This is a genomic window from Erwinia sp. B116 (assembly GCF_002865965.1).
Taxonomy (GTDB): domain Bacteria; phylum Pseudomonadota; class Gammaproteobacteria; order Enterobacterales; family Enterobacteriaceae; genus Erwinia.
In genome coordinates this window covers 47,505-61,734 of the sequence record NZ_JRZZ01000014.1, presented here as the reverse complement: position 1 = coordinate 61,734, position 14,230 = coordinate 47,505, and the positions used below count along the sequence as shown (strand labels likewise).

The 14,230-nt window shown below is 60.8% G+C and carries 12 protein-coding genes and 1 pseudogene; 9 read left to right on the top strand and 4 right to left on the bottom strand.

Going from position 1 to position 14,230, the window contains the following annotated elements:
- Positions 1–35: 35 nt before the first annotated feature.
- On the bottom strand, positions 36–2,162 hold the full coding sequence (locus tag NV64_RS11925) for a bifunctional diguanylate cyclase/phosphodiesterase (protein ID WP_056231505.1): 2,127 nt from the start codon (positions 2,160–2,162) through the stop codon (positions 36–38).
- A gap of 543 nt (positions 2,163–2,705) precedes the next feature.
- Here NV64_RS11925 and NV64_RS11920 point away from each other — a divergent pair.
- The 6 genes from NV64_RS11920 to NV64_RS11895 all read left to right on the top strand — a co-directional run bounded on the left by NV64_RS11920 (position 2,706) and on the right by NV64_RS11895 (position 9,492).
- A complete protein-coding gene (locus NV64_RS11920) occupies positions 2,706–3,290 on the top strand; it encodes a spore coat protein U domain-containing protein (protein ID WP_056231502.1) in 585 nt (194 codons plus the stop codon).
- A gap of 107 nt (positions 3,291–3,397) precedes the next feature.
- The gene (locus NV64_RS11915) at positions 3,398–3,844 is read left to right on the top strand and encodes a spore coat U domain-containing protein (RefSeq protein ID WP_082502263.1); all 447 of its coding nucleotides are present in this window, start codon (positions 3,398–3,400) and stop codon (positions 3,842–3,844) included.
- Positions 3,845–3,872: 28 nt separating this feature from the next.
- The gene (locus NV64_RS11910; RefSeq protein ID WP_233208974.1) at positions 3,873–4,586 is read left to right on the top strand and encodes a molecular chaperone; all 714 of its coding nucleotides are present in this window, start codon (positions 3,873–3,875) and stop codon (positions 4,584–4,586) included.
- A 3-nt stretch (positions 4,587–4,589) separates the two neighbouring features.
- A complete protein-coding gene (locus NV64_RS11905) occupies positions 4,590–7,058 on the top strand; it encodes a fimbria/pilus outer membrane usher protein (RefSeq protein WP_056231493.1) in 2,469 nt (822 codons plus the stop codon).
- Positions 7,055–8,032 (top strand): spore coat U domain-containing protein, encoded by a 978-nt coding sequence (locus NV64_RS11900; RefSeq protein ID WP_056231491.1) that lies wholly within the window; start codon positions 7,055–7,057, stop codon positions 8,030–8,032. The genes NV64_RS11905 and NV64_RS11900 overlap by 4 nt, the downstream gene beginning before the upstream one ends.
- 143 nt (positions 8,033–8,175) lie before the next feature.
- Positions 8,176–9,492: an MFS transporter gene (locus NV64_RS11895; RefSeq protein ID WP_199177655.1), complete on the top strand. Its 1,317-nt coding sequence runs from the start codon at positions 8,176–8,178 to the stop codon at positions 9,490–9,492.
- A gap of 67 nt (positions 9,493–9,559) precedes the next feature.
- Here the strand turns inward: NV64_RS11895 and exbD are convergent, their stop codons facing one another.
- Together exbD and exbB are read right to left on the bottom strand one after the other, a co-directional pair.
- Complete coding sequence (exbD, locus tag NV64_RS11890) at positions 9,560–9,985, bottom strand: TonB system transport protein ExbD (protein WP_101505989.1); 426 nt, start codon at positions 9,983–9,985, stop codon at positions 9,560–9,562.
- Positions 9,986–9,990: 5 nt separating this feature from the next.
- A complete protein-coding gene (exbB, locus tag NV64_RS11885; RefSeq protein WP_056231487.1) occupies positions 9,991–10,725 on the bottom strand; it encodes a tol-pal system-associated acyl-CoA thioesterase in 735 nt (244 codons plus the stop codon).
- A 255-nt stretch (positions 10,726–10,980) separates the two neighbouring features.
- Between exbB and metC the strand changes: the two genes are divergently transcribed.
- Together metC and NV64_RS11875 are read left to right on the top strand one after the other, a co-directional pair.
- Entirely contained in the window at positions 10,981–12,168 is a 1,188-nt protein-coding gene (metC, locus tag NV64_RS11880; RefSeq protein WP_101505988.1) for a cystathionine beta-lyase, read from the top strand.
- A 119-nt stretch (positions 12,169–12,287) separates the two neighbouring features.
- On the top strand, positions 12,288–12,947 hold the full coding sequence (locus NV64_RS11875) for a DedA family protein (protein WP_056231479.1): 660 nt from the start codon (positions 12,288–12,290) through the stop codon (positions 12,945–12,947).
- 88 nt (positions 12,948–13,035) lie between these two features.
- On the opposite strand, the gene NV64_RS11870 is transcribed toward NV64_RS11875, so the two are convergent.
- Entirely contained in the window at positions 13,036–13,935 is a 900-nt protein-coding gene (locus NV64_RS11870; protein WP_056231477.1) for an AraC family transcriptional regulator, read from the bottom strand.
- Between the two features lie 171 nt (positions 13,936–14,106).
- Between NV64_RS11870 and NV64_RS11865 the strand changes: the two are divergent.
- Positions 14,107–14,230: pseudogene (locus NV64_RS11865) on the top strand (NADH-dependent alcohol dehydrogenase); the annotation flags it as partial.

The following is a 14,230-nucleotide window of genomic DNA, read 5'->3' as shown; positions in this document are numbered from 1 at the left end:
CCGCAGCCAGACGCGGCACCTGTGGGAAGCACCGGTCAGCGTGCGCCCTGACGGCTGGCGGCCAGCCCACCGGCGGCGTTATTCGCCGCAGGGCTGGCGTCTTTACTGACATAATCCGCCAGTTCCGGTACCCGATCGGCCGGGATCGGCCGTCCGAGCAGGTAACCCTGCAGGGTGTTACAGCCGAGGCTGGTGAGGAAATCCTGCTGTTCCGCCGTCTCCACCCCTTCCGCCACCACCTTCAGATTGAGGGTCTGTGCTAAGGCAACGATGGCGGTGACGATGGTGGCATCTTCGGTCTGCGCCTGTAGCTCGCGGACAAACGCGCGGTCGATTTTCAGCTCGCTTGCCGGCAGTCGCTTCAGGTACAGCAGGCTGGAGTAGCCGGTGCCAAAGTCGTCAATTGACGCTTTTACCCCCAGCCCGGTCAGCCGGGTGAGGATGCGCACGCTTTCGTCCGGATCGCGCATCGCGGTGGTTTCTGTGACCTCCAGCGTCAGCAGTTCCGCCGGGATCTGGTGTTTCTGCAGCGCCGCCACCACCGTCTCCACCAGCCCGCTCTGCTCAAACTGCAGCGCCGACAGGTTGACCGCCACCGACCACTGGGTATTGCCCTGCAGATGCCACTCGCGCAGCTGACGGCAGGCTTCATCAATCACCCAGTTGCCGATGCTGATAATCAGGCCGGTTTTCTCCGCCAGCGGCAGAAACACGTCAGGCGTCAACAGGCCGCGTTGCGGATGCTGCCAGCGCAGCAGCGCCTCAAAGCCGATCACCGGCCCGCTGGGCGCACAGAACTTCGGCTGGTAGAACAGGCGCAGCTCGCGGTGTTCCTGTGCCAGCCACAGATCGTTAATCAGCTGCAGCTGGCTCTGGGCAATGGTGTTCATCGACGGCTGGAAGAAGGTATAACCGTTACGGCCATTATTCTTGGTGTGGTACATGGCGGCATCGGCGTTAAACATCAGCTCGCGCTCATCGGCTCCGTCCCCCGGGAACACCGCGATACCGATGCTGAGCGACACCACCAGCTCATAGCGGGAGATATCAAACGGCGCTTCCACCGCCTTGACCAGCGCATCGGCAACCGTGGCCGCATCGTTCGGATCGTCGATTTCGATCAGCAGCACAAACTCATCGCCGCCGAGCCGCGCCAGCGTATGGTGGCCGTCCATCTTTTCTTTCATCCGTTCGCTGACGGCGATCAGCAGGCTGTCACCGATATGGTGGCCAAAGGCGTCATTGACCGCCTTGAAACCGTCAAGATCCATAAACATCAGCGCGAACTTAGAGTCTTCGCGGGTGGCTTTATTCAGCGCCTGGTCCAGCCGGTCTTCCAGCAGAATACGGTTCGGCAGCCGGGTCAGGTTATCGTGCAGCGCCAGCTGGGCCAGCTCACGGTTGGCTTCGGCCAGCGATGAGGCCAGCACTGAGGTACGCGCCTGCATCCGCGCGTCGAGCATCGATACCAGCAGGGTGATCCCCAGCACCGCCAGCGTGACCACGATCACCAGGATCGCCAGCCAGCTGCTGTTGACCCCCAGATGGGCCGTGTGGCTCTCCATCGGGAAACTGGCGGCGGCCATGCCGGTGTAGTGCATACCGGCGATCGCCAGGCCCATCACCACCGCCGCGCCGCCGCGCTTCAGCGTCAGGTAGCCCATTTTCAGCCGCAGGTGAAAGGCCAGCCACAGCGCGGCACCAGAGGCACCAAAGGCAATCATTACCGACACGGCCACCCAGCCCCAGTGCCAGACAATACCCGGTTCGACCATCAGCGCGGCCATGCCGGTGTAGTGCATCGCCACCACGCCGCTGCCCATAATCACCGCGCCACCGGCCAGCCGGTACCACGGCAGCTCACCATAACAGACCACCCACAGGGCAAACATCGATGCTGCTACGGCGATCAGCATCGACACGCCGGTCAACAGGGCGTTATAGCTCATCTCCACCGGCAGGCTCATCGCCAGCATGCCGATAAAGTGCATTGCCCAGATGCCGATGCCCATCGCAAAACCGCCGCCCACCAGCCAGACGTTTGCCACTTTCCCGGTCGACGTCGCGACCCGGCCAGCCATATCCAGCGCGGTATACGAGGCCAGAATAGCGACAATAAAAGAAACAGTAACCAGTAGCTGGTCGTAGGAACTCATGAGCATGTGAAAATCCTGGAAGCAGAAGCCATTTCCTGACTCAGTATAAATTAATTTTGCTAATGTAATTCTTCAGAGCGGTTCACCGGGTCATTTGGCGTCGGCCGGCAGGCCGGTGAATCCTTAGTGGCGAATAGCACCAAAGAAGGTCATGAGGGGCCAGACTAAAACCCGATAATTCATCATGTTTATTAAAAGAGTTTTTTCGTCGGGGAACCTTATCACCCCCCCTCTCAATAGCCTAGACCGGTATCAGATAAATCTTGATTTTTTTTTACCAGGCAACACAACACCGAAGCTTTCTTTATATTTTAAAGCGTTAACACTTAAATAAATTTTTGAGAATCTTCTTCACACCCGCTTACAGACTGTTCTATAGTTAAGTCAAATTGCGCTAACTTGTTAATTCAAGTAGTAGAAATTATTGACCTGATTCACACACTGAGTGACAGGCATTCATCTATTTTTATTGCCACGTTAAGCCCGGCTTACGTGAAAATTCATCAGGCGAAAAAGCACTTTAATCACTCTAATCATTAAGGAATGGTTATGAAAAATAAGCTTTTTCTGCTGGGCTGCGCACTTGGGCTCGGCATGGCCTCTTCGGGCTTTGCTGCCACCTCCAACGGGATCATTAACGTCACCCTGACGCTGACCAACGGTTGTCTGGTCAACGGCTCACCGACGCCGACCAGCGGTAATATCAACTTAGGTGCCCTGAGCTTCGGCACCAGCACCACCATCTTTACCGACCTGAACGCGGTGCTGATCGGCAGTGCGGGTAACGGTATCTACGTGCGTTGTACCACCGGCGCCACGCCGACGGTACAGGTGACCGGCAGCGCTAATGCGGCGCCGACCGACGTTGCCAATATCTTTGGCTTTGTCAGCACCGCGCCGCGCTACCTGAAGACGGCGACCGATGCTACCCGCGCCGTGGCCTACACGCTCTATCCGTCTGAAGCATCAACCACGCCGATCGCTAACGGCGTTAACCTGACCGCGTCAGGTACCGCCAGCCCAACGCTGGGAGCCAACTATCCGATCTACGGTCGGATTACCCAGGGGGGCAATAACCCGCTGATCCCGGCCGGCGATTATCTCGACACTATTACCGTCGCGATTAACTACTGATCGACAGTTGGAAAATCAGGGTGCCGTCAGAACTGGGGCGCGGGTTAAGGCGCTGTCGTGCAGGGCTGTTGCTGCCGCTGCTGCTGTTTTGCCATCGCAACGCGGCGATGCCCGCCGCGGCACCGATGGCGGTCAGCGCCACCATCAGCAACGGCTGCGTCATATCAGGCACCAACCTCGGGGTGATGGGGGCGCTGGATTTTGGCAGCCGCGCCGGGGTTGGCACGGCGACGCTCACCGCCAGCTTTGTCAAAAACGCCACCCTGACGCTGGCCTGTACGCCGGGAACTAACCTGTTGATGAGCATTAACGGCGGCAGCAATTTCGGCACCAGCCGCAACCTGAAGGTGGCGAATAACACCGATTTGGTGGCTTACACCCTGTACAGCGATGCCGGAATGACCACCGCCATTCCGGTGAATCAGAACGTCACGATACCCACGCTGACCAATGCCAATAATATTACGCTACCTGTCTACGGCCGGTTGTCACTGAGCGGGGTTTACCGCGCAGGTACCTACAGCGATACGTTAACGGTAACGCTGACCTGGTAGTGCAATGGACGCAATTAAAAGGATGACTATGACCGCTTCTTTCGCCAGGAAATTTGTCTTTGTCGTGCTCAGTCTGATTTCATGGCACGTCGCTGCCGGGAACTCGGTGCTAATTTCTCCGATCGATCCGAAAATCGGCAGCGACGATAACGCTGCCGAACTGTGGATTGAAAACCGCGGCAGCGATACCACGCTGATGCAGGTGCGCGTGTTCCTCTGGCAGCAGGCCGGCGGCCGCGAGCAGTTTCAGACCCAGCAGCAGGTGATGGCCAGCCCGCCGATGGTGCGGATTGAACCCGGCAAAAAACAGCTGATCCGGCTGGTGCGTCAGGTGATGCCCGCTGCCGGTAAAGAGCAGGCTTATCGCATCCTGCTGGATGAGATCCCCACGCCGAAACAGCCGGGCCAGCAGGGCAGCGGGCTGAACTTCCAGATGCGATATTCGGTGCCGCTGTTTGTCTACGGCCCCGGCCTCAGCGCGGCCAGTGCTAAGCCTCAGCTGAGCTGGCGGCTGCTTAATCAGAACGGCAAAAACGCGCTGGAGATCAGCAACGCCGGCAGCGGCCACGCCCGCCTCAGCGACGTGACGATCGGCGGCCGTAAGGTGTCGGAAGGGCTGCTTGGCTATGTGCTGGCGGGCAGCAGCAACACCTTCCCGGTCGGCGTTCCTGCCTCCGCCAGCGGCGAGCTGAATGCCAGCCTCGGCAATAATAAAAACTGGCGTAGCGGCGCTTCACGCTAGCCGATGGTCATCTGTCGATCGGCTTTACACCGCTGCGGCCTGGCGCTGTCCGGGCTGCTGAGCTGCCTGCCCTCGTGGCCGGCCGGCGCGGAGACCTTCGACGGTTTACCCCCGCCGCCAGCGATGGGGGCGACTCAGCAACAGAATTATATGCTGGGCCTGTCGGTGAACGGCCGCGACGGCAGCGACCTGGTGCCGGTCGAATTTCGCGACCAGCACTACCTGCTGCGCGCAGAGGATTTGCAAAAAGCCGGTATTCCCGCAGCTAAGCTCGGCAGTGGTCTGGTGGATGTCTCGGCGCTGGACGGGGTAAAAGCCAGCTACGACGCGGCCAGCCAGCGTATTCTGCTGACCGTTCCGGCGGCGTGGCTGCCGCAGCAGACCCTCGGCGAGCCGCTCAGCAACGGCCCACGCTTTGCTGCGCGCAGCAGCGTCGGCGCGCTGTTTAACTACGATATTTACACCCGGCAGAGCAGCGGCGGCGGCACCCAGCTGTCGGCGTGGAACGAGTTACGCCTGTTCGGCGGCTACGGCCAGTTTTCCACTAACGGCAGCCTGCAGCAGCGCCTGAGCGGAGCGGAGGGCTACAGCGACAACGGCTATATTCGCTACGACAGCTGGTGGGCTAACCAGAATGAAGATGACGTGCTCAGCGTGCGCGTCGGTGACCTGTATACCGATGCCCTCGGGTGGAGCAACAGCGTGCGGCTGGGCGGCATCCAGATCGGCCGTGACTTCTCGGTGCGCCCGGACCTGATCACCTACCCGCTGCCGTCGTTTTCCGGCCAGGCGGCGCTGCCCTCCACCGTCGATCTGTTTGTGAACGGCTATAAGGCCAGCAGCAGTAACGTGCAGCCCGGCCCCTTCTCACTGACCAATATGCCGTTTGTTAACGGCGCAGGTAACGCGGTGGTGGTCACCACCGATGCGCTGGGCCGCCAGGTCACCACCACCCTGCCGTTCTACGTCACCGGTAACCTGCTGAAAAGCGGCCTCAGCGACTTCTCGTTTGCCGCCGGCGCGCTGCGTGAAAACTACGGCCTGCAGAGCTTTGACTACGGCCCGGCGGCCAGCAGCGGCTCCTTTCGCTACGGCGTGACCGACTGGCTGACGCTGGAGAGCCATGCGGAAGGGGCAGAGTCGCTGGCGCTGGCCGGCAGCGGTGTGCAGGTGCGCGTTGGATCGCTGGGGGTAGTGAACGGTTCGATGAGCGGCAGCCGGCTGCAGGGCGAAGGTGGCCGGCAGTACAGCTGGGGCTGGCAGTACACGGCCAACCGCTTCAATCTCAGCACCCAGCATACGCTGCGCGACGCCGGTTATGGCGATCTGGGCGTGTTCGCCGACCGCTACGATCGTGACCTTTCTCCACAGCCGGTCAGCGACGGGCAGCCCGTGCCAGCGACCTATTTTTCCAGCATGAGCCGCCGCATCGGCCAGTACAACGCCAGCGCCACGCTGGATCGCTATGGCAACCTCGGTGCGGCGCTGATCGACATTACCAGCGGCCAGGGCGACCGTACCCGGCTGCTGAACCTGTCGTGGAGCAAAAGTTTATGGGGCAACAGCAATCTGTACCTCTCCGCCAGCCGCGATATGCAGGCCGGGGACTGGTCGGGCATGCTGTCGCTGTCGGTGCCGTTCAGCGACCTGCTCAGCGGCAGCATCAGCGTGGAGCGCAATCAGCAGGGCGATACCGCCCAGCGCTTTTACGTGTCACGTGCGATGCCGACCGACGGCGGTTTTGCCGCCGATGCCGCCTGGGCCAGGCAGGGCAGCAGCAGCGGCGGTGACTATCGCCAGGCGACGCTGCGCTGGCGCACTCAGCAGATTGATACCGCCGCGGGCTACTACGGCACGCAACAGAACAGCACAAGCTTTGCCCAGCTCAGCGGCTCGCTGGTGCTGATGGACGGCGAGGTGCTGCCCGCCAACCAGGTCAACGACGCCTTTGTGGTGGTGAAGACCGGTTATCCCGGCGTTAAGGTGCAGTATGAAAATCAGCTGATGGGGAAAACCAACCGCAACGGCTACCTGCTGGTGCCGCGCGTCAACGCTTACTACCCGGCGAAATACTCTATCGACAGCATCGATCTGCCGGCCGATATGACCGCCAGCGATGTGGAACAACGCTTCCCGGTTAAACGGCAGAGTGGCTATCTGCTGAACATGGCGGTGGAGCCGCTGCGCGCCGCCAGCGTGATCCTGCATGACGGCGCGGGCCAGCCGCTGCCGGTGGGCTCAATAGTCAGCCGCCCGGGGCTGGCCACCGAATACGTCGGCTGGGACGGCATCGTATGGATGGAGAAACTCTCCGAACAGAACCCGATTCGCGTGGATACGCCGGATGGCCGCAGCTGCAGCACGCAGCTGGCGGTGCCTGAAGGCCGTCCGCACTCACTGACCACCTACGGCCCGCTGAAGTGCGCACTGACACCACTGCCCGCCCCGTCATCTGCAGGAAACCCACCATGAAAAAGTTACTGTCGATCGTTACCTTCCTGCTGCTGGCGGGCGCTGCACCGGCGATGGCCGTCTGTACGGTGCCCAGCCCGGTGACCGCCAGTTTTGGCACTGCCACCTCGTTTGCCGCCAACACCACGTCCAGTTCCGTCAACTCGACCATCAACGTTAACTGTGGCCCCGGTGCGATCCTCGCGCTGCTATCGGCAGATACGATAACCCTGAGGGGGACCGCCACCACCTTCAGCTCCCCTCCCTATCCCGCAATGGGGCTGGGCAGCGATGTGATCCCGTTTCGCATCTGTTTTGATACCGGCTGCGCCAATGAACTGCTGACCACCGGCAACACCTATACCATCGACAGCAGCAAGCTGCTGGGGCTTAACCTCGGCGGCAGCACCCAGGTCAACTTTGGTATTCCGATTTATCTTTATACCCGCACCGGCGCGGTGGTGGCGGCGGGCACCTATACTACCGACGTGTCGATCCTGGTGACCTGGAACGTCTGTACCGGTATCGGTCTGCTCGGAGCCTGCCTGCTCGGCTCGCAGAATACCGGCTCCACGACGATGACCCTGCGGGTCAGCATGATCGTCACCAACGACTGTACTACCCTGACCACGCAGCCGATCGCCTTCGGTTCCGCGCCGCTGGTCAGCCAGTTCACCACCTTCAGCGGCAATATTACCGTGGTCTGCACTAAGGGCAGTACCTATACCGTCGGCATTACCAACGGTCAGCACGCCACGGGAACCCAGCGCTATATGATCAGCGGCAGTACCCTGCTGGCCTATCAGATCTACAAGGGCACCGGCACCACCTACTGGGGACCAACCGGTACCGACCGCCAGTCCAGCAGCGCAGTGACGGCCAATGCGGACTTCATCACCCGGGTGTTCCCGTTTAACGCCCGCATCCTGACCACACAAAATACGCCGGTGGCGGGCTCCTACACCGATACGGTGTCGGTAGACGTGTCGTTCTGATCGATGAGTAACGGTTAATCACGGCTGGAATTGTTAATTTTTTGTTACTTATCCGTGCGCCAGCGCAACGCCTGCGGTGATCCTCATCACATTAAAACCGTGACGGGCGGGATAAAACGGAGGGAAACCACAAGGAAGCCGTGATGAACAATGTGACCTCCCCCTCCCGCCAGGGTAACGCCCGCACCATCTTTAACGTGACCAGCGGTAACTTCCTGGAAATGTACGACTTTATGGTGTTTGGCTACTACGCCAGCGCCATCGCGAAAACCTTTTTCCCCGGTGACGATCCCTTCGCCTCGCTGATGCTGACGCTGATGACCTTCGGTGCCGGCTTCCTGATGCGGCCGCTGGGAGCGATTATTCTCGGGGCGTATATCGACCGGCACGGCCGCCGCAAAGGTCTGCTGCTGACGCTGGGACTGATGGCGATGGGCACGCTGACCATTGCGGTGATGCCGGGCTACGCCACGCTGGGCATGGCCGCGCCGGTGCTGATACTGCTCGGGCGGCTGCTGCAGGGCTTCTCGGCCGGGGTCGAGCTGGGCGGCGTGTCGGTGTATCTTTCCGAAATTGCGCCAGAGGGCAGAAAAGGTTTCTTTGTCAGCTGGCAGTCCGGCAGCCAGCAGATTGCGGTAATTTTTGCCGCGCTGCTCGGCCTGCTGCTCAACCACCTGCTGGATAAAGGCCAGGTGACGGAATGGGGCTGGCGCATTCCGTTTATCATCGGCTGTTTAATCGTGCCGTTCCTGTTCTGGATCCGCCGCATGCTGGAAGAGACAGAAGCCTTCAGCCAGCGTAAACACCATCCGACCCTGCGTCAGGTGCTGCGCTCGGTGGTGCGAAACTGGGCGCTGGTGCTGGCGGGCATGCTGATGGTGGTCACCACCACCGTCAGCTTCTATATGATCACCGCCTTCACGCCGACCTTCGGCATAACGGTGCTGATGATGAGCGATAAGCAGAGCTTTTTCGTCACCCTGTGCATCGGCGTCTCTAACCTGTTCTGGCTGCCGGTGATGGGTGCGCTGTCCGACCGCGTCGGTCGCCGCCCGCTGCTGCTGCTGTTTACCCTGCTGATGATCGCGACGGCCTGGCCGGTGCTGCACTGGCTGGTGAACGCCCCCAGCTTTAGCCACCTGCTGGAGGCCGAGCTGTGGCTGTCGTTCCTGTACGGCAGCTACAACGGCGCGATGGTGGTATATCTGACCGAGGTGATGCCAGCCGACGTGCGGGCGACCGGTTTCTCGCTGGCCTACAGCCTGGCCACCGCGCTGTTTGGTGGCTTTACCCCGGCCATCTGCAGCTACCTGATCCACGCCACCGGCGATAAGGCGATGCCCGGCGTCTGGCTGAGCATTGCCGCCGTCTGCGGGCTGGCGGGCACGCTGCTGATCCAACCGCTGGTGAAGCAGTACCGGGCGCGCCGGCTGGCGGAACAGGCCGTTTCCTGGCCGTAACCCGGACCTGCTGCCATAAAAAAAGCCGCTACCTGTCGCAGGTTAGCGGCTTTTTTAGATCCGACGCTTACTTCTTCGCGACGGTTTCCATGCCCATCAGGCCAATTTTCAGATATCCCGCTTCACGCAGCTTATCCATCACGCTCATCAGCGTTTCATAGTCGACGGTTTTATCGGCCTGGAAGAAGATGGTGGTGTCCTTCTTGCCTTCGGTCTGCCGGGTCAGCACCTGCACCAGCGTCTCCGGGGTCACCGCATCGTTGCCGATAAACAGCTGGTTATCCGCTTTGATCGACAGATACACCGGTTTTTCCGGGCGCGGCTGCGGCGCACTGGAGGACGCAGGCAGATTGACGCGGACGTCAACGGTGGCGAGCGGCGCGGCGACCATAAAGATAATCAGCAGCACCAGCATAACGTCGATAAACGGCGTTACGTTGATCTCGTGCATTTCACCGTTGCTGTCGAGGTCTTCGTTTAATCGCATGGCCATAACGCTTAACCTACCCGCAGTTTCTGCGCAGACTTAACGCGGTGAGCATCTTCGCTGGCGGCCAGGTCAAGATCGCGGCTCTGCAGCAGCAGCACCTGGGCAGCCACGTCGCCCAGCGAGGCTTTGTAGTTGCCGATCAGGCGGGCAAAGACGTTGTAGATCACCACCGCCGGGATCGCGGCGACCAGGCCGATCGCCGTCGCCAGCAGCGCTTCGGCAATCCCCGGTGCCACCACCGCAAGGTTGGTGGTCTGGGTTTTGGCGATGCCGATAAAGCTGTTCATGATGCCCCATACGGTACCGAACAGGCCGACAAACGGCGCGATGGCCCCGATGGTTGCGAGGAAGCCGTTACCGCGGCCGGCGTGGCGGCTGAAGGCGGCTACGCGGCGCTCCAGGCGGAACGCGGTCCGCTCTTTAATACCGTCGTTGTCGTCAGAACCGGCAGAGAGTTCCAGCTCGTTCTGCGCTTCCTGCACCAGTACGCTGCTCAGGCTGTTGGCGCTGAAACCGTCGCTGGTTTTGGTCGCGTCGTCCAGCGAACGTGCGCCGGACAGCAGCTGCTGTTCGCGCTTCAGGCGACGGCGCGCCGAGCTGAGTTCGATGCTTTTGCTGAAGAAGATGGCCCAGGTGACAACCGATGCCAGTAACAGCCCAATCATTACCGCTTTTACTACGATGTCCGCATGCTGATACATGCCCCAGACGGAAAGGTCCGTCTGCATCAAATCATTTGTCACGCTGTTTCTCCAACGTCTGAGTACGGATTACGAAAAATTCATCGCGGATCATATCAAAAAAGCGGGGAATTGATAGTAGTTCTCATTACTATTTACACTCTGTAAGGCAATTTTTGAACAACTTTTTGCTTTCTGTGGCTTCGGACACTTGCGTTGTGAAATTTTATCACTTACTCAGACGCTGAATGTCCCCGTGGCGTCAGCCGTGTTAACGTAAAAAAACAGACAAAAGTGACCACAAGGACCCGCCTTACCATGACCAGGAAACTGGAAACCACCTTAATCAGCGCCGGGCGCAGTAAACGTTACACGCAGGGATCGGTAAACAGCGTTATTCAGCGTGCTTCTTCGCTGGTTTTTGACAGCGTGGCGGATAAAAAACGCGCCACCGCAGGCCGTGCCAGCGGCGAGCTGTTTTATGGTCGCCGTGGCACCCTGACCCATTTTTCGCTGCAGGAGGCGATGAGCGAGCTGGAAGGCGGCGCGGGCTGCGTGCTCTACCCGTGCGGTGCGGCGGCGGTGGCCAACGCCATTCTGGCCTTTGTCGCCGCCGGCGACCACGTGCTGATCAGCGGTGGTGCCTATGAACCAACCCAGGATTTCGCCAGCAAAATTCTCAGCAAGCTGAACGTCACCACCAGCTGGTTCGATCCGCGCCCCGGCACCGACATCAGCGACCTGGTGCAGGCCAACACCCGCGTGGTATTCCTTGAGTCACCGGCCTCGATCACGATGGAAGTGCCGGACATCCCGGGGCTGGTGGCCGCGGTGCGCCGCAAAGCGCCGGAAGCGATCATCATGCTGGATAACACCTGGGGGGCCGGCATCCTGTTCCGCGCGCTCGATTCTGGCGTGGATATCTCGATTCAGGCCGGCACCAAGTACCTGGTCGGCCACTCCGACGCGATGATCGGCACCGCGGTGGCCAATGAACGCTGCTGGGCGCAGCTGCGTGAAAACTCTTACCTGATGGGGCAGATGGTCGATGCCGATACCGCCTACGTCACCAGCCGCGGCCTGCGCACGCTGGCGGTGCGCCTGCGCCAGCATGAAGAGAGCAGCATCCGCGTGGCGCAGTGGCTGGCGGAGCGGGATGAGGTGGCGGCGGTCAATCACCCGGCGCTGCCGCAGTGCAAGGGGCATGAGTTCTGGCGGCGCGATTTTACCGGCAGCAGCGGCCTGTTCTCGTTTGTGCTGAAAGAGCGGCTCAGCGCCGAACGGCTGGCGCTGTACCTCGACAACTTCAGCCTGTTCAGCATGGCCTACTCGTGGGGCGGCTTTGAGTCGCTGATCCTCGCCAACCAGCCGGAAGAGCTGGCGGACATTCGCCCGGCGGGGGGCGTCGATTTTACCGGCACGCTGGTACGCCTGCACATCGGCCTGGAAAATGCCGATGACCTGATTGATGACCTGCAGGCTGGTTTTACCCGCCTGAACGGCTAAACTCCCTTAACTGACCTCAATAAAGACGCAACGGCGCATGCCGTTCGCGTCTTTGATCAACATCCCGGAACGCATTTGCGGGTAGAATACGACGATAATCGCAGGTAACGGGAATCATAATGGGTGTTTTGCACGAGATTGTTCAGGCGCTGTGGCACCAGGATTTCGCGGCGCTGGCCAATCCGCAGGTAATTTGGGTGGTTTACGGCGTGATGTTTGCCACGCTGCTGCTGGAAAACGGCCTGCTGCCGGCCGCCTTTCTGCCCGGCGACAGCCTGCTGCTGCTGGCCGGGGCGATGGTGGCCAAAGGAGTGATGGGCTTTATCCCGACCATGGTGATCCTTACCGTCGCCGCCAGCCTCGGCTGCTGGCTGAGCTATCTGCAGGGGCGCTGGCTGGGCAATACCCGGGTGGTTAAAGGCTGGCTGCTGCACCTTCCCGCGCACTATCATCAGCGCGCATGGTCAATGTTTAACCGCCACGGCCTGCTGGCGCTACTGGCCGGGCGTTTTCTGGCGTTTGTGCGGACCCTGCTGCCCACGCTGGCCGGTATCTCCGGCCTCAGCAACCTGCGTTTCCAGCTGTTTAACTGGCTGAGCGGGCTGCTGTGGGTGTCAATTCTGGTGACGCTGGGTTACGCCATCAGCCAGGTGCCGTTTATCAAACGCCACGAGGATCAGGTGATGGCCTGCATGATGGTGCTGCCGCTGGTGCTGCTGTGCCTCGGGCTGATTGGCAGCGTGGCGCTGGTGGTAAAAAGCAAACGGCGCGCAGGCTGACTAAAAGCATTAACTCACGTGGTGGGCAGGGCCGTTGAGGCTGGCCACCGTGCTAACGCTCGCCGGCAGGCCCTGCCGCTGCCCGGCGTTATAACGCCGCACTCTGGCGCATACGCGCCATCTCTTCACCCGGCGTGACGCCAAAGTAGCGCTTAAACTCGCGGGAAAACTGCGACGCGCTCTCATAGCCGACCTTCATCGCCGCCACGCTGGCCTTCATCCCCTCCTGCAGCATCATCATCCGCGCCTGGTGCAGGCGGTAACTCTTCAGATACTGCAGCGGCGAGGTGCTGGTCACCGCCTTGAAGTTGTGGTGAAACGCCGAGACGCTCATATTGGCCTCCGCCGCCAGCAGATCGACGCTCAGGCTGTCGGCAAAGTGGTGCTCAATGCGCCGCAGCGAGCGGGCGATCTGGCTGAGCTGCGTCTGGCGGCTCACCAGCGCCAGCAGCGCCCCGCCGCACGGCCCCTGCAACACGTGGTAGAGGATTTCGCGCACGATCCCGGGGCCGAGCACCCGGGCATCGCGCGGGCGGGTCATCACGTCCAGCAGCCGTTCGGTGGCGCAGAGCATCTCTTCGGTCAGCAGCGCCGAGTGGATGCCGCTCGACTGCGGCACCGGCTGGAAGCCGTCATCGTCACCGATGTCGATCAGCAGATCCTGCAGCCCCAGCGCGTCCACCCGCAGCGACAACCCGGCCAGCGGACGTTCCGGGCTGGCAAAGGTTTCACACTCAAACGGCAGCGGCACCGTCAGCATCAGGTACTTAGTGGCATCGTACTGAAACACGCTGTTACCGAGGTAGCCGGTTTTCTGCCCCTGAAACAGAATGACGATCGCCGGCTGATACATCACCGGCTGCCTGGCCCGGTAGCGGTCAGCGTGGATCAGGCTGATGCCGGGCACCGCCGCCACCGCCCCAGGTTTACCGCTGACCAGCCCGGTGACCTGGCGCGCCAGCCGTTCACAGATTGCCACTCTGTCCATTGCTCTCTCCGCTGAATATGTCGCCCTGCATCATCGCCTCACGCTCTCTGTTTCTCCAGCACTTTGGAGGATCAGGCAAGAAACAGGCAGAAATGTGCATTGAGCAAACGGCGGGCGCTGCGCAGAATGAAGCCAACCCTTTTCTCCCTTCAGCGATTTGGATCCCCTGCCATGAACAATTTCACCCTGCACAACCCCACCCGCATTCTGTTTGGCCGGGGCCAGGTCGCCCAGCTGGCCGCCGAGATCCCCGCCGGCAGCCGGGTACTGATTACCTGGGGCGGCGGCAGCGTTA